Source organism: Streptomyces flavotricini (assembly GCF_020639365.1).
In the GTDB taxonomy this organism is placed as follows: domain Bacteria; phylum Actinomycetota; class Actinomycetes; order Streptomycetales; family Streptomycetaceae; genus Streptomyces; species Streptomyces flavotricini.
On sequence record NZ_JAINUL010000001.1, the window covers coordinates 7,173,454 to 7,187,940 of the forward strand.

Annotated in this window: 20 protein-coding genes; 12 read left to right on the forward strand and 8 right to left on the reverse strand. The window is 70.6% G+C overall.

Going from position 1 to position 14,487, the window contains the following annotated elements:
• Window positions 1–44 precede the first annotated feature (44 nt).
• The 3 genes from K7B10_RS32810 to K7B10_RS32820 all read right to left on the reverse strand — a co-directional run bounded on the left by K7B10_RS32810 (window position 45) and on the right by K7B10_RS32820 (window position 3,134).
• The gene (locus K7B10_RS32810) at window positions 45–1,202 is read right to left on the reverse strand and encodes an ROK family transcriptional regulator (protein ID WP_229342307.1); all 1,158 of its coding nucleotides are present in this window, start codon (window positions 1,200–1,202) and stop codon (window positions 45–47) included.
• Between the two features lie 101 nt (window positions 1,203–1,303).
• Complete coding sequence (locus K7B10_RS32815) at window positions 1,304–1,954, reverse strand: response regulator transcription factor (protein WP_229342311.1); 651 nt, start codon at window positions 1,952–1,954, stop codon at window positions 1,304–1,306.
• A gap of 4 nt (window positions 1,955–1,958) precedes the next feature.
• Complete coding sequence (locus K7B10_RS32820) at window positions 1,959–3,134, reverse strand: sensor histidine kinase (RefSeq protein ID WP_229342331.1); 1,176 nt, start codon at window positions 3,132–3,134, stop codon at window positions 1,959–1,961.
• Window positions 3,135–3,242: 108 nt separating this feature from the next.
• Between K7B10_RS32820 and K7B10_RS32825 the strand changes: the two genes are divergently transcribed.
• The 3 genes from K7B10_RS32825 to K7B10_RS32835 are packed head-to-tail and all read left to right on the forward strand — an operon-like array spanning window position 3,243 to window position 5,409.
• Window positions 3,243–4,154: an ABC transporter ATP-binding protein gene (locus K7B10_RS32825; protein ID WP_229342349.1), complete on the forward strand. Its 912-nt coding sequence runs from the start codon at window positions 3,243–3,245 to the stop codon at window positions 4,152–4,154.
• Window positions 4,155–4,184: 30 nt separating this feature from the next.
• Window positions 4,185–4,934 (forward strand): ABC transporter permease, encoded by a 750-nt coding sequence (locus K7B10_RS32830; RefSeq protein ID WP_229342352.1) that lies wholly within the window; start codon window positions 4,185–4,187, stop codon window positions 4,932–4,934.
• Window positions 4,935–4,974: 40 nt separating this feature from the next.
• A complete protein-coding gene (locus tag K7B10_RS32835; protein ID WP_229342367.1) occupies window positions 4,975–5,409 on the forward strand; it encodes a hypothetical protein in 435 nt (144 codons plus the stop codon).
• Here the strand turns inward: K7B10_RS32835 and mug are convergent.
• The 4 genes from mug to K7B10_RS32855 all read right to left on the reverse strand — a co-directional run bounded on the left by mug (window position 5,406) and on the right by K7B10_RS32855 (window position 8,269).
• Window positions 5,406–5,969 carry a G/U mismatch-specific DNA glycosylase gene (gene mug, locus K7B10_RS32840; RefSeq protein ID WP_229345589.1) on the reverse strand — a complete coding sequence of 188 codons (564 nt, stop codon included), beginning with the start codon at window positions 5,967–5,969 and terminating at the stop codon, window positions 5,406–5,408. The genes K7B10_RS32835 and mug overlap by 4 nt on opposite strands.
• Window positions 5,966–7,399 carry an adenylosuccinate lyase gene (purB, locus tag K7B10_RS32845; protein ID WP_229342370.1) on the reverse strand — a complete coding sequence of 478 codons (1,434 nt, stop codon included), beginning with the start codon at window positions 7,397–7,399 and terminating at the stop codon, window positions 5,966–5,968. The genes mug and purB overlap by 4 nt, the downstream gene beginning before the upstream one ends.
• Window positions 7,400–7,578: 179 nt before the next feature.
• Entirely contained in the window at window positions 7,579–8,076 is a 498-nt protein-coding gene (locus K7B10_RS32850; RefSeq protein ID WP_229342373.1) for a GIY-YIG nuclease family protein, read from the reverse strand.
• Window positions 8,066–8,269 carry a hypothetical protein gene (locus K7B10_RS32855; protein ID WP_229342376.1) on the reverse strand — a complete coding sequence of 68 codons (204 nt, stop codon included), beginning with the start codon at window positions 8,267–8,269 and terminating at the stop codon, window positions 8,066–8,068. Before K7B10_RS32855 ends, K7B10_RS32850 begins: the two co-directional genes overlap by 11 nt.
• Before the next feature lie 203 nt (window positions 8,270–8,472).
• Between K7B10_RS32855 and K7B10_RS32860 the strand changes: the two genes are divergently transcribed.
• From K7B10_RS32860 to K7B10_RS32890, 7 genes are all read left to right on the forward strand, one after another.
• Window positions 8,473–8,895 (forward strand): hypothetical protein, encoded by a 423-nt coding sequence (locus K7B10_RS32860; RefSeq protein WP_229342379.1) that lies wholly within the window; start codon window positions 8,473–8,475, stop codon window positions 8,893–8,895.
• Window positions 8,892–9,164: a hypothetical protein gene (locus tag K7B10_RS32865; protein WP_229342382.1), complete on the forward strand. Its 273-nt coding sequence runs from the start codon at window positions 8,892–8,894 to the stop codon at window positions 9,162–9,164. Before K7B10_RS32860 ends, K7B10_RS32865 begins: the two co-directional genes overlap by 4 nt.
• Complete coding sequence (locus K7B10_RS32870; protein WP_229342385.1) at window positions 9,161–9,535, forward strand: DUF6907 domain-containing protein; 375 nt, start codon at window positions 9,161–9,163, stop codon at window positions 9,533–9,535. Before K7B10_RS32865 ends, K7B10_RS32870 begins: the two co-directional genes overlap by 4 nt.
• A complete protein-coding gene (locus K7B10_RS32875; protein ID WP_229342388.1) occupies window positions 9,532–9,726 on the forward strand; it encodes a hypothetical protein in 195 nt (64 codons plus the stop codon). Before K7B10_RS32870 ends, K7B10_RS32875 begins: the two co-directional genes overlap by 4 nt.
• A gap of 100 nt (window positions 9,727–9,826) precedes the next feature.
• On the forward strand, window positions 9,827–10,744 hold the full coding sequence (locus K7B10_RS32880; RefSeq protein ID WP_229342391.1) for a hypothetical protein: 918 nt from the start codon (window positions 9,827–9,829) through the stop codon (window positions 10,742–10,744).
• Window positions 10,744–10,920 (forward strand): DUF6257 family protein, encoded by a 177-nt coding sequence (locus tag K7B10_RS32885; protein ID WP_229342394.1) that lies wholly within the window; start codon window positions 10,744–10,746, stop codon window positions 10,918–10,920. The genes K7B10_RS32880 and K7B10_RS32885 overlap by 1 nt, the downstream gene beginning before the upstream one ends.
• Before the next feature lie 52 nt (window positions 10,921–10,972).
• Window positions 10,973–13,096, forward strand: coding sequence for a cell division protein FtsK (locus K7B10_RS32890; protein WP_229342397.1), 2,124 nt, complete (start codon window positions 10,973–10,975; stop codon window positions 13,094–13,096).
• 189 nt (window positions 13,097–13,285) lie between these two features.
• On the opposite strand, the gene K7B10_RS32895 is transcribed toward K7B10_RS32890, so the two are convergent.
• Window positions 13,286–13,774, reverse strand: a complete 489-nt coding sequence (locus K7B10_RS32895) for a hypothetical protein (protein ID WP_229342400.1) — start codon at window positions 13,772–13,774, stop codon at window positions 13,286–13,288.
• Window positions 13,775–13,921: 147 nt separating this feature from the next.
• On the opposite strand from K7B10_RS32895, the gene K7B10_RS32900 reads away from it, so the two are divergent.
• A complete protein-coding gene (locus K7B10_RS32900; RefSeq protein WP_229342403.1) occupies window positions 13,922–14,113 on the forward strand; it encodes a helix-turn-helix transcriptional regulator in 192 nt (63 codons plus the stop codon).
• Window positions 14,110–14,334 (forward strand): DNA-binding protein, encoded by a 225-nt coding sequence (locus K7B10_RS32905; RefSeq protein ID WP_229342406.1) that lies wholly within the window; start codon window positions 14,110–14,112, stop codon window positions 14,332–14,334. The genes K7B10_RS32900 and K7B10_RS32905 overlap by 4 nt, the downstream gene beginning before the upstream one ends.
• The last annotated feature ends 153 nt before the right edge of the window (window positions 14,335–14,487 follow it).

The following is a 14,487-nucleotide window of genomic DNA, read 5'->3' on the forward strand; positions in this document are numbered from 1 at the left end:
GCCCGCACACGCCGGTGGCAGTGGCCGGATTTCGCCGGGGCGGGTCAGCGGCGGCGGGTCGTGACCGTCTTCTCCACCGCGAAGAGCTCTTCCTCCACGTGGTCCAGCGCCAGGCGCAGGGCTCCTGTGGCCACCGCGGCTTCGCCGAGCAGCGACTGCGCCACCCGCGGGGGGCGCAGGCAGTAGCGCTCCAGCTCGCGGCGCAGGGGGTCCAGCACGCCGGACAGGCCGGCTGCCCACCCGCCGACCACGACGAGCTCCGGATCCATGGCCAGGACCAGCGCCGCCACGTCGTGCACCAGCCTCTGGATGAAGCGCTCCACCGCGGCCACCGCCCGCTCGTCACCCCGGCGGGCCATCGCGAAGACCTCGGCCACCGCCTGCTCGTCCAGCGGGTGGAGCGGTTCCCCGGTCGTGGACAGCAGCTTCTCGGGCGTGACGTCGCGGCCCAGCAGGTGCAGGGCGCCGATCTCGCCCGCCGCCCCGCCGAACCCGCGGTGCAGTCGGCCCCCGATCAGCGAACCCGCGCCGGGGCTGAGCCCCGCCATCACGAACACGATGTCGTCGGTGTCCTGTGCGGCGCCCTTCCAGTGCTCGGCGACCGCGGCCGCGTTGGCGTCGTTCTCCACCCGCACCGGGCAGCGGAACGAGCGCCTCAGCCGCTCACCGAGGGGCAGTCCGGTCCAGCCGGGCAGGGCCGTGCCCAGGCGAACGGTGCCGTCCGCCTCCACGATCCCGGGGCTGCCGACGCCGACCGCCCGCAGGGAGTCCCGCGGTACGCCGGCCCGGCGCAGCAGATCCGCCACCGCCGCCCGCACACGCTCCAGCCGCTCGTCGGCGGAGGCGGTCTCGGCGACCTCCTTGGTGCCGGCGCCGATCACCCGCCCGTCCAGCCCGGACAGCAGCACAGCGATCCGGTGCGAGCCGATCTCGATGCCGAGCAGATGGCCCGCCTCGGCCCGGAACCGGTAGCGCCTGGCCGGCCGCCCCTGGCGCCGCGCACCCTCCTCCGCGCCGGCCTCGACGACGAGGCCGGTCCCGATCAGCCCCTCGACCACGCCTTCGACGGTGGGCCGGGACAGCCCGGTCACCCGGGTGAGGTCGGTGAGGGTCGGCGATTCGGCCGCCCGCAGTGCGCGCAGCACCACGGCCGAATTGATCCGCCGGAGCAGAGAGGGATCCCCGCCGGTCAGCTGCCCCAACGTGTGTCCTCCCAGCTAGCGAGCTTGTCTGCCGGATCGTACTGTGCCCCCGGGGTCACTGCGAGACGCAGCCCCCCATCGGCCGGAACCGGCCCCTCCCCTCAGGCCGGGGCAACGAATCCGGACTCGTAGGCAGTGATCACCGCCTGGGTCCGGTCCCGAGCCCCCAGCTTGCCCAGAATCGCGCTCACGTGGGACTTCACCGTCTCCGTGCCGACGATCAGCTCCTTGGCGATCTCGACGTTCGTCAACCCGCGCGCCATCGCCCGCAGCACCGCCTCTTCGCGCTCGGTCAGCGCCGCCTGCTTCAGCACCGCCCGCGCCTGCCGGTTCCCGTACTCCGCGGCCAGTGCCCGTACGGCCGCAGGGAACAGCAGCGTCTCGCCCTCGGCCACCAGCCGCACCGCGTGCACGATCTCGGAAGGCCGGGCCCGCTTCAGCAGGAAGCCGTCCGCCCCGGCCCGCAGCGCCTGGTACACGTACTCGTCGTTCTCGAACGTGGTCACCACGAGGATCTTCGGCGGGGAGTCCACGGTCCGCAGCACGGCCCGCGTTGCCTCGATCCCGTCGAGCAGCGGCATCCGAACGTCCATGGCCACCACGTCCGGCCGCAGCTGCCGCACGAGCGGGACCACGGAGGCCCCGTCGGCCGCCTCACCCACCACTTCGATGTCGGGCTGTGCATCCAGGACGGCGCGCAGACCCGCGCGCACCAGGGGTTCGTCATCGACGAGCAGAACGGTAACCGGCATCCCGTCAGCGTATTCGCTCCAACGGAAGCCGGGCGCGCACCCTCCAACTGCCCTCGAACGGCCCGGTCTCGGCCTCCCCGCCGAGCAGCGCGGCCCGCTCCCGCATGCCGCGCAGCCCGCTCCCGCCGCCGGGGACATAGGTGGGTCCCTCCGGCAGCGGGTTCGTGACCTCCATGTCCAGCCTGCCGACGGCCATCTCCACCCGGACCCGGACCGGCACCGGTCCGCAGTGCCGCAGCACGTTCGTGAGCGCCTCCTGCAGGATCCGGTAACCCTCCCGGGTGACCGGGCCCGGCAACTGCTCCAGCGGCCCCGTCAGTTGTGCGTCGACCTCCGACCCCGAGGCCCGGGCCGACTCCAGCAGCCGGTCGGCCTCCGCGAGCGTCGGCCGCTGGGAGACGGGCCGCGCCGACTCCCGCAGGACCAGCAGGACCCGCTCCAGGTCCTCCAGCGCGGCCCGTCCCGTCTCCTCGATCGCGCTCAGCGCCCGGTCGGTGAACTCGGGATTGCCGGCGGCCCGGGCCGCACCCGCCTGCACCACGGCCACCGTCAGGGCGTGCCCGATCGAGTCGTGCAGCTCCCGCGCGATGCGCGTGCGCTCCAACAGCTGCTCGGTGCGGGCCTCCAGGACCGTGAGCCGCTCGGCGGCCGAAGGCCCCAGGAGCCGGCGCGCGACCGCGGTGACCAGCTCGCCCAGCAGCACGACGATGACGATGAGAAGGACCAGGGGCACCGGAACGAGCAGTGCGGCGGCCCAACGCGGCGGAGAGTAGGGGATCATGAGGTCTGAATTGAGCGGATGCCCGAGCGCCGCCGCGACCAGTTCGACCGTCGCCACCGGGAGCCACACGGTCGCGGCCATCGCGGCGAGCGCGATGACGAGCCGGGCCTCGAGCCAGAGCAGCGTCCGCCACCGGTCGCCCCACCGTGCCGACGGCGCGGCACTGATGCCGCTGTCGGGGTTGCCGTGGCCGTGCGGGGTGAGCAGGAACTGGGCCTGCAGCCCCTCCGCCAGCCGTACCCACGGCACCAGGCCGAACGGTATGACGATGACCAACGGCATCCACGGCCACGCCGGCTCTATGAACATCCACAGGGCCAGCAGCAGCACGGGCACGCACAGGTGCAACCAGCGGGAGTAGGTCACCGGTTGGAGCGGGGCACGGAGCAGTCGGTACATGCCCCCATCGTGGCAGTGACCGGCCCGGACGCGTCTCCCCCACGTGGGGGAGACGGGACCCTCGCATGGGGGAGGAAGGGGGGTGGGGCGGGCGGCGAGTCTTGAGCCATGAACAGCATCGAGATCCGAGAACTGACCAAGGAATACGGCCGCACCCGGGCCGTGGACCACCTCACCTTCGATGTCCTGCCCGGGCGGGTCACCGGATTCCTCGGCCCCAACGGCGCCGGCAAGTCCACCACGATGCGCCTGCTGCTCGGCCTGGACCGGGTCACCTCCGGGACGGCCACGATCGGCGGGGCCCGGTTCACCGACTTCCCCGACCCGCTCCACCGGGTCGGCGCACTCCTGGACGCCCAGGCGGCCCACGGCGGGCGCACCGCCCGGGACCACCTCCGCTTCCTCGCCGCCGCCAACCGCATCCCGGTGCGCCGGGTCGAAGAGGTACTGGAGCAGGCGGGAATCGCCTCGGCGGCGAAGCGGCGGATCAAGACCTTCTCGCTCGGCATGCGCCAGCGCCTGGGCATAGCGGCCGCGCTGCTGGGAGACCCCGCCGTGCTGCTGCTGGACGAGCCCACCAACGGGCTCGACCCCGAAGGCATCATCTGGATCCGCGAGCTGATGCGGGGCCTCGCCGCCGAGGGCCGCACGGTGCTCGTCTCCAGCCATCTGATGTCCGAGACGGCGGCGCTCGCCGACCATCTGGTCGTGCTGGGGCAGGGCAGGCTGCTCGCCGACTCCTCCATGGAGGAGTTCATCGAAGCCCGCAGCACCCCGAAGGTGCGCCTGCGTACGTCGGACCCCGTACGGCTCCGGGCGGCCCTGGCCCGGGACGGCTTCGAGATGGCGAGCGCCGACGACGGGCGCTGGACCGTTGAGGGCATACGGGCCGAGCAGCTCGGCGGCATGGCCGCCCGCGAAGGCATCCCCGTCCTGGAACTCTCCGACGAACGCGCCTCGCTGGAGCGGGCCTACCTCGACCTCACCGCCGATCACGCCCAGTTCGCCGCCACCCACTGACTTTCCCCCACCATCCAAGGAGGCTTCGCCATGAGCGCCGCTCTGCCCACCGTCCCCGTCCTGCACTCGGAATGGATCAAGATACGGTCCCTTCGCGGCACGTTCGGGGCGCTGATCGCCATACTCGTGGCCACGGCCGGGATACAGGCCCTCGCGGCCGCAGCCGTGGGGCAGGCCGAGGCCGGCAGCATGGGGGAGGACCCGCTTCTCGGAGCCTTCTACGGCATCAACTTCGGCCAGATAGCGGCCTTCACCTTCGGGGCGAGCGCGCTGTCCGCCGAATTCCACAACGGCGCCCTGCGCACGACGCTGACCGCGGTGCCGAACCGTACGCGTTTCTACCTGTCGAAGATCGCCCTGATCGGTGGGCTCGCCTTCCTGATGGGCCAGGTCACCGGAGTGCTCACCTTCGTCCTGGGCCAGGCGTTCATGGGCGAGTACGCCCTGTCGCTGGGGGACCCGGGCACCCTCCGTGCCGTCTTCGGCAGCGGTGTGTACCTCATGCTCATGGCCCTGTTCGCGGCCGGTCTGACGGCGGTGCTGCGCAGTGCGGCGGTCGTGCTGAGCGTGCTCATACCCTTCGTCGTCATGGTGCCGTTCATCGTCGGCCAGGCGGCGGGCGGTGTGGCCGAGTTCCTGCCGGACCAGGCGGGGCAGCTCGTGATGCATCTGGAGTCCACGGGCCGGCTCGGTCCCTGGAGCGGTCTCGGGGTGCTGGCGCTGTGGGCGGCGGCCGCGCTGGCCGGCGGCTGGCTGGCGGTGCGCCGGCGGGACGCGTGACGCCGGGCCAGTTGTCAGACCTCGACGCGATACTGACGGCATGACCACGGCAGAGCATCTCGACACGATCGACCGGCTCCGGACGCGTGCTTTCCCCGACGTCCGGGGCAGGTCCGAAGTGGGCACCAGTGGGCCCGGCTACCACCTCGCCGAGCTGGGCGGCAGCCGGTGGTACGGGGACGAGGACGCGGTCGATCGGCTGGGGCACGAAGACCAGGTGGCCGCCGAATTCGACGCCCTGGCGCACCGGTTGGAGGAACGCTGGGGCAAGCCGGACCGGTTCACGCTCGACAGCCTGACACTGCGCACGGAGGCAGGGGAGGTCGCGCAACCGTGGCAGGAGATCAGCGACACCAGCGACCACCTCCACCTGTGGCGGGCGGGAGAGCGCTGGGTCGCCGTCTACGAGGCCCGGTGGGGGGCCGACCACTCACCGCAGCTGATGGCCGTGGTGACCGTGATCGACCCGCCCTAGGGGGTGTCCGGGCTCTGGTCGGACGTCGATTCGGCGGCCGTGCGGAGGCGGGCGTACTCCTGGGCCATGGACTCCGCGGTCCAGTGCGCGTTGAGGCCGCTGGGGTTGGGAAGCGCCCAGATGCGGGTGGAGCCGATGGTCCGGTCCTGGGGGCCGATCTGCGCCCTGCGTTCGCCGAAGGCCGTGCGGTACGCGGTGACTCCGACCACCGCCAGCCACTGCGGGCGCAGCAGTTCCACCTTGGCGGTCAGGATGCGGCCGCCCTCGTGGAACTCCTCGGCACTCAGCTCGTCGGCCCGGGCCGTGGCGCGGGCGACGACGTTGGTGATGCCGAGCCGGTAGGTCAGCAGCTCCTCCTGCTCCGCGGGGTCCAGGCGGCGCGGAGTGAAGCCGGACAGGTGCAGGACCGGCCAGAAACGATTGCCGGGGCGGGCGAAGTGATGGCCCGTCGCGGCGGAGAGGAGACCCGGATTGATCCCGCAGAACAGCACACGCAGACCGCCCGCGACCACGTCCGGGAGGACGCGGTCACGGGCGGCGCTCAGCTCCTCGGGGGTCAGAGGATCGACCCCGGCGTGTACCCGGCGGCCTCAGGGTGCTGCTTGGCGATCGCCTCGATACGGGAGACCACGGCGGCCACCTGGTCACCGGCCGCGCCCGTGAAGGACAGCTTGTCGGCCATCAGGGCGTCGAGCTGGGCCCGGTCGAGCGGCATCCGCTCGTCGGCGGCCAGCTTGTCCAGCAGCTCGTTGCGCTCGGCGCCCTGCTCGCGCATGGCGAGTGCGGAGGCCACCGCGTGCTCCTTGATGACCTCGTGGGCGGCCTCGCGGCCGACACCCGCCCGCACCGCGCCCATCAGGACCTTGGTGGTCGCGAGGAACGGCAGGTAGCGGTCCAGCTCGCGGGCCACGACGGCCGGGAAGGCGCCGAACTCGTCGAGCACCGTCAGGAAGGTCTCCAGCAGGCCGTCGAACGCGAAGAACGCGTCGGGCAGGGCCACCCGGCGGACCACGGAGCAGGACACGTCGCCTTCGTTCCACTGGTCGCCGGCCAGCTCGCCGGTCATCGAGGCGTAGCCGCGCAGGATGACCATCAGGCCGTTGACGCGCTCGCAGGAGCGGGTGTTCATCTTGTGCGGCATCGCGGAGGAGCCGACCTGGCCGGGCTTGAAGCCCTCGGTGACCAGCTCGTGGCCGGCCATCAGGCGGATCGTCTTCGCGATCGACGAGGGAGCGGCGGCCAGCTGCACGAGGGCGGTGACCACGTCGTAGTCGAGCGAGCGCGGGTAGACCTGGCCGACGGAGGTGAAGGCCTGGGCGAAGCCGAGGTGGGTGGCGATCCGCTGCTCCAGGTCGGCCAGCTTCGCGGCGTCGCCGCCCAGCAGGTCGAGCATGTCCTGGGCGGTGCCGACCGGGCCCTTGATCCCGCGCAGCGGGTAGCGGCCGAGCAGGTCCTCCAGCCGGTCGTAGGCGACGAGCAGCTCGTCGGCCGCCGTCGCGAAGCGCTTGCCGAGGGTCGTCGCCTGCGCGGCGACGTTGTGGGAGCGGCCGGCCATGACCAGCTCGGCGTGCTCGCCGGCCAGCTTGCCGAGGCGGGTGAGGACGGCGACCGTACGGTCGCGGGCCAGCTCCAGGGAGAGTCGGATCTGGAGCTGCTCGACGTTCTCGGTGAGGTCGCGGGAGGTCATGCCCTTGTGGACGTGCTCGTGGCCGGCGAGGGCGTTGAACTCCTCGATGCGGGCCTTCACGTCGTGCCGGGTGACCTTCTCGCGCTCGGCGATGGAGGCGAGGTCGACCGTTTCCAGGACGCGCTCGTAGTCGGCGAGGGCGGCGTCCGGGACCTCGATGCCGAGGTCCTTCTGGGCGCGGAGTACGGCGAGCCACAGCCGCCGCTCCAGCGTCACCTTGTACTCGGGGGACCACAGGACGGCGAGCTCCGCGGAGGCGTAGCGGCCGGCCAGGACATTGGGGATGCGGGGCTTGGCTGTCACGTGTAGGGAGTTTACCTGTCGTCCGTGGAGGTACGCACAATTCCGTGGCGACCATGAAAGTGCAGGTCACGAGGCCATTACGAAGCCCCGCACGCGTATGACTGTGAGACGAGTGTGAGACGTCCGTCGTAGCAACAAACGAAGGCCCCGCCGGACGTCCGGCGGGGCCTTCGTTGCGTTCACGCGGCGAGGACGCGGAACCATCCTCCGCCCTTCTCGTCGAGTCGTCGCTCGCGGACCAACCCCAGGAAGGCGTCCCTGGCGGTGGCGGGAGCCACGTCCAGCGCCCGGGCGACGCGACTGGACTTGATCGAACCGCCGGCCTGTAGGCGGCCCGCCTCGATCTCTGCGAGGACATGGGAGCGGACGGCGTCGCGGCCTGCGCTGTCGTCGATCCGTAGCCGCGGAACGGTGTGCTGGCCCTTGCCGAGACGTGCGGTCTGGTCGTAACGCGGGCGCTCCTCACGCGAGGCCCGCACCTCGGCCTCCTTGGCCTGCTCGCGCGTGTCGAACCACTCCACGGTCTTGGCGGCGACGAGATGCCACCACTTCTTCTGCATCGCGTGCTGCGTCCACCTGGCCTCCGGGTAGTGAGAGATCCCGGCATACAGCAGTGCGCCCTTGGCGTCCCATAAGCGGTACAGGGCGGTACGCCCGGGGCTGTGGTTAGAGGTCACCGTCTGCGCTCGCCTTCACGATCCGCCGGACCTGCTGACGGGTGTAGCCGGTGGCCTCGCACATGTCCTTCTGAGGCACGCCATCGGCGTCCGCCTCGCGGATTGCGGCCGCCAGCTCCTGCCGCAGGATCTCGGTCCTGAGCTCGGCCTCTCTGAACCGCCGCGCCAGGTGCTCCAGTGATCGCTTATCCATGACACACAGTGTCCCATTCAGGTTCATGGAACATGACGTTACCTAGATGCGGCGCGATTGACTAGGTCGCAGGGCGTTGACAATGGAACACGATGTTCCCTACGGTGAGTGCATCGCCTCGGAAACGAGGACGGCCCCGGGAGGCGCTACCAACGCCTGTCCGGGGCCTGCGATCCGAACCCCTCCGCAAAGGGAGTCGAACCATGAGCAACACCGTACCTGCTTCCGTCCGTCCGACGCTGCCGGCGATGCCGGCCCAGCCGACGGCCCGCCAGCGTGAGGCCCTCCCCGCCGACCGGGCGGACCGCCTGCACATGACGGCCACGCGGGTCCCCGTCGAGCACAAGACGTTCGACTACATCTTCGAGACCGACCTGGACGCCCTGCTCGCCGAGTACGAGACGCGGGTCGTCGTCGCCGACGAGCTCACCGACCCCGCGTTCTTCGGCTGCGTCGTGGTCCGCACCAGCAGCATCGCCATACTCCTGTCCCCGAACCTGAGCGAGTACGAGCGGGACTTCTTCCCGCGGTACCTGATCTGCCAGGCCCTCGGCCTCGACCTGACCCCGCTCCCGACGCCGTTCGCCGTCAAGGTGACCGACATGACCGAGGCGGCGACCGCGTGAACGCCTTCGACTTCTCCCGCTGGGCATTCTTGTCCGAGCCGCTGCCGGCCGTCTTGGCCGAGTGCGGCGCGGTCGTCGAGGAGACCAGCGATGGCGGCTGGTTCATGGGTGGTATCCGGCCCGACACCGCCCGCCTGTCCGTGGTCATCTCGGACGAGGTGCAGGGCGTAGAGCGCGACCTGGTCGTGCGCGGCCTGCTCGCCGCCTGGCACTACGTGGACGTCTCCGACTGGCCCGTCCCGATGTTCGTCCAGGGCGGCCAGTCGTGAGCGCCCCGCGCATCGTGTCGGTGCGGACGGTGGACCACGGTGTGGTCGAGCTGCCGGAGCCGGCCTGGTGCGTCAAGGTCCACCGGGACGACGTGTACCGGGCGGACATCCACCACCAGGGCGTCGAGCAGTCGGCCGTCGTGGATGTCCCCGGTACCGGCCCGGTCCGCTTCCTGACGGCGTTCCTGTCGCAGTACCCGTTCGCCGAGCACGGTCACCGGAATGTGGCTGTCGCCGTGGAGATCGATGGCGAGCACTACGAGTTCGACCCGGCCGGCCTCGGCGACCTGGCCGCCACCCTCACCGCGCACGCCCTGTACACGCTGCTGCCGCTGCGGGCCCGCCTGCAGTCGCTCAGCGAGGAGCTGTGAGCTCGCACTGGCCGATCCGCCGGCCGACGGAGAACGCCGCGCTGCGTTCCCTCGGCCGGTCGGCCCGGCCCCTCCCCGGCGTCCCGGCCCTGATGGCCGCCCTCATCGTCGCGAACCGTGCCGCTGACCGGCACGGCGCCAACCTGGCCGCCCACCGCGTGGTGCGCGTAGCCGAAGGAGTCACCGAATGAGCCTGCCTGACGACCTTGAGCCCGACGACCGGTCCTTCATCTGGGTCTTCGGCGACCTCGACGACCCGCAGCCCGACACCGAGCCGGATGGAGAAGAGCAGTGAAGTTCCTTGAGGAGGTCCGGACCCGTCTGGTCGACCGCACCATCGACGGCACCACGAACCAGGTGTCGGAGCCGTACACGGTGCGGATGCCGAAGTTGCCGCGGGACAAGGACCAGATGGCTCTGATCGGCGTCTCCGGCCTGGTCCTGGCTCTCACCCTCGTCGCGATCATCTGGTCGACGCACAGCATCGGCACCCTGCTGGGCGGGGGCGTCGGCTACGCGGCCGGTGTCGTCTTCGACGTCGCCTGGCTGGCCGTCCTGCTGCTGGAGTGGATGGCCCGCTTCGATCCGGCAAAGCGGGAGTTCCCCCGCAAGGTCGGCTGGGGCCTGGCCCTCGTTGCTGCGGGCGCCATCTTCCTCGAGGGCATGCTGGCCGGCGGCTGGCAGATGGCCACGGTCGGAGCAGCGGTATCCGTGGTCGCCAAGATCCTGTGGTGGGCCGTGTTCAAGCACATCGACAAGGACCTGTCGCCGGCGGACTCCCAGTGGGTCGCCGCGGAGATGAGCAAGGCGAACGCGAAGCTGGCGATCGCCGGTGTCCGGCGCCAGGCCGCGAAAGCGGAAGTGGCAGCGCGCCTCGAGCTGCTGGCCGCCGAGCGCGACCTGAACGAGATCGCAGGGCTTGATCACTCTGCGGGTGCCCATGAAGTGATCGGGGCCGAACAGGTCCGCGAACACGACCAGGCTTCGCGGCACCGGGAACCCGAGTTGAACAGGGCGAACACGGTTCACGAACCGGCCGAACAGGCGCCGTCGCTCGCCCACCTGGCCCGGGTGGAGCTCACCTCGGGGGCCTCGAATCCCGACGCGGTCGAGGCGATCCTGCAGCGCGTCCCCACCGCGAAACCGGCCTCGGTAGAGGCAACCGTCCGGCGTGAGCGGAACCGACTCGACAGTGCGGGGTACCGGTAATGGCCGATCCGAAGTTCACCCCGGGGGAGATCGCCAAGATCGCGTGGCTGACGGCCCGCATGGCCAAGCGTGGGATCGCCTCCCAGACCGTCCACCTGGGCGACCTCGAGCGGAAGGTCGACAAGGTCATCGACGGCGCCCGCAAGCGCGAGGAACAGCAGCGCAAGCCCAAGTAGCCCGCCCGGGGCGGCCGGATGCCGGCCGCCCCCTCGATCAGGAGACAGCACCATGACCGACACCATCGTCGGCCCGGTCAACGGCCACCGGATCGTCAACCTCCTCAAGCCCGTCCCCGTCCCCGCCCCGACCGCTTCGGAGCGCCCCGAACCGCCCGCCCCCGTCGTCGAGGCCGTCGACCGCCCCGACAACCCCCTCGCGGACTGGCTGACCGTCCCCGACGTGCCCGTGCTGCCCGCATGGGCCCGCACCCCGGCGCTGCTGAAAGCCAACGCGGTGGCCCTCGGCCGGCTGTGCTGGTGGCACACCCGCTTCCACGGCATCCGAGTCCCCAAGTACGCGGTGAAGACGGCGTGGCTGGCCTCCCGCGGCTTCTACCGGGCCACCGTGGGCCTGTGGCCGACGCTGTCGGCACAGGACCACACGGCCGCCGTGAAGGCCCTCAAGGCGCAGGCCAAGCTGAAGCCGGAAGACGTCGACCTGGCGGTCCGGCTGCAGATGGCCCACGCCGCCCGCACCCAGACGCGCCGCTGGCGCTTCAGTGCCGCCGCCGTCGGTGTTACAGCCGCCGCGCTCGGCTTCTACCTGGCGCCGCCGCTGCTGCTGACCGGCATGACCGGTGCCGTCGTCACCCCGCTCGCCTACCTCGGCCGCGGCGACAAGACGCAGCTCCTCGACCACGGTGTCCCGCCGCTGCGCGTCGACATGAACGCCCAGCAGCTCAACGACGCGCTGCGCGCCGCCGGCCTCCTCAAAAGCGGCAAGGGCGACGAGGAAGGACCCAAGGTCACCTGCGTCATGGGCCCGGTCCGTGACGGCCGCGGCTGGGCGGTGGTCTTCGACCTGCCGAAAGGCGGCGGGAAGACTGCTGCGGACGTCCTCGCCAAGCGGACCACCCTCGCCGCCGAGCTCGGCGTAGACGAAATCCAGGTGGTCATGTCCCGCGTCCGCGCAGCCCAGGGCGGCAACGCGTCGCGGGTGTCGATGTGGGTGGCCGACGATGATCCGTACCTGGCCGACCCGACACCGTCGCCGCTGGTCAAGCTGGACCGGTTCTCCGTGTGGGACGCGGTCCCGTTCGGGCAGGACGCCCGCGGCAACCGGGTGGCCGTACCGGTGGTGTGGCAGTCGATGTTCTTCGGCGGCCTGCCCCGCCGCGGCAAGACGTTCACGCAACGCCTGCTGACGGCGGCCGGCCTCCTCGACCCGTGGGTGCGGCACTACGTGGCCGACTTCAAGGGCGGGCAGGACTGGATGCAGATGCGGCAGGTCGCGCACCGCCTGGTCCTGGGCGCCGAGGACGACGCGATCGAGGCGTTCAAGGCGATGCTGCAGGAGCTCCTCGCGGAGATGGAGCGCCGCTTCGCGATCCTGCGGGAGCTGCCCACCTCGATCTGCCCCGAGGGCAAGCTGACCCCGTACATCGTCGAGCACTACAAGATGCCGTTCGTGTTCTTCACCGTCGATGAGCTGCAGGAAGCGTTCATCGCGATCGGCGACGAGAAGGAACGCAAGCAGGTCATCGACGACATGGCCCGCATCGCCCGCCGCGGCCCGGCCGCCGGGTTCATCTCCAACTACGCCAGCCAGCGCCCGGACGCCGAGTCCGTCCCGACGAAGCTCCGCGAGATCATCACCATCCGCGCCTGCACTCAGGTCACGGACCAGACGTCCTCGGACATGGTGCTGGGCAAGGGCAAGGCCTCGATGGGCGCGGACGCGTCGGTCCTGTCGGAGGACCACAAGGGCGTCGTCGTCCTGGTCACCGGCCCGGCCTCGTTCGCGACGGTCAAGAACGACCTGCTGACCACCGCCGAGTTCAACGCCATGTGCGCCAAGGGCCGCGCCATGCGGAAGGACATCGGCCAGCTGACAGGGGACGCAGCAGGCGACGTCGTCACCGGGGCCGAGGAGCTGGGGTTCCGCGTGCCGGCGATCATCTCCGACGTCCTCGAGGTCATGAAGCACTCACCGCGCATGTTCACCCGGGACCTCCTCGACCGCCTCGCGAACATGGACGAGGACACCTACGGCGACTACGACGCCGAACGCCTCGCCAAGGAGCTCGACCAGGCGGGCGTGAAGCGCTCCAGCAAGCAGGTGAAGATCGAAGGAGTCAACGGCGCCGGCTACCAACGCCGCGACGTCGAAGGCGCCGTGCCCTTCACCGGGTAGCGGGGAGGGGCCCTACTTCACCCCCGGGCCGGGCCTGCGTTACACAGGTCCGGCCCCCTTCCGGGAGGGCCCCAAAGTAGCGGGACCTCTTTACCCCGGTAGCGGGGCGGGTGGAGGCCGCTGACCTGCAAGGTAGCGACGGTAGAGGGGCCCCGTGGCAGTACGCCACGAGGCCCCAGGGTTGAGGGTCTAGCCAGCTTTGCCGCGGCTCGCGGGAGGCAGGAAACCGCGTAGCCGCGCCTCACGCACCCAGCCGTGAACCGTCGGCGACTTGACCCCGGCATCCGCTGCCATAGCCGCCACGGGGTGGGCGACGATGGCCGCCCAGGCCTTGTAGTGCTCAGCAACAAGACGGGCGAACTCTTCAGGGGTACGCCCTTCCCGAATCAGCTTGGGGAGGGCTCGGATGTCCTCGCGAGCATCAGCGTTCCTCGTGAGACTCCAGCTGTTCTCTAGCGCCCGCACAGGAACCGACTTGAGTCGGTCCGTTGTGATCGCGTCATCGAGCACGAGCAGACCGGTCATCACCAGCCGCCCGTCCTTCCCCTCGGTGAACTGTGCGACCGACCGCCGGAACGGCGCCTTGTCGGAATTCCAGGAGCGCCAGAGTCCGCCGAACTGCTCGGTGAGGGTCTCCTCGATCTCGCCCTCATTCATGTCCTGCCAGCGATCAGCCATGCCCGCACCGTAGGCCCGTCCGGCATGTTGCGTCAACGTCCGTGAAGACAAGGATGAATCCCCGTGGACTTACACATGACACTCCGTGTACTCTGCCGATCAATCGCACAACAGGCTCCGTGGACTCATGGGAGGTCCGCAGTGCACGTGACCAACGAGTTGCTCAAGGCGCCCGAGGTTGCCGACCAGCTCCGGGTTTCCGTCGGAACTCTCGCCAACTGGCGACACCAGGGCATCGGCCCCCGGTACATCAAGCTCTCTCCGAGCGGACGGGTCCGGTACATGCGGGCCGACGTCGATGCCTACCTGAACCGGACTCAGGGAGACGTGGCCGCATGACGAAGCCCTCTCAGCCCAGCTTGGCCGACATCCGCAAGTGGCCCGCAACCGTCAGCATCCCGCAGGCCGCCCAGGCCCTCGGGTGCAGCAAGTCCTACCTGCACGAAGCCGTCAAGCGGGGCGAGTCGCCCGTCAAGACGATCCCGTTCGGCAGCCGGCGCGTGGTCATCACAGCAGACCTTGTTCGTCTGCTCTCCGGGGAGGAGCGGGAAGCATCGTGACCCAGAACGCAGAGAAGCCCCGCGGCCTAGGCGGGGCATCTCAAGAAGTCTCCGCGGCTGGCGGGTGGACTGCATCCACCGTAGCTCAGTCGCAGCCCCCGCGTGTAGAGGGTCGGCTCGACACCTATCGCTCGCGGTCCTGGAAGTGGCACC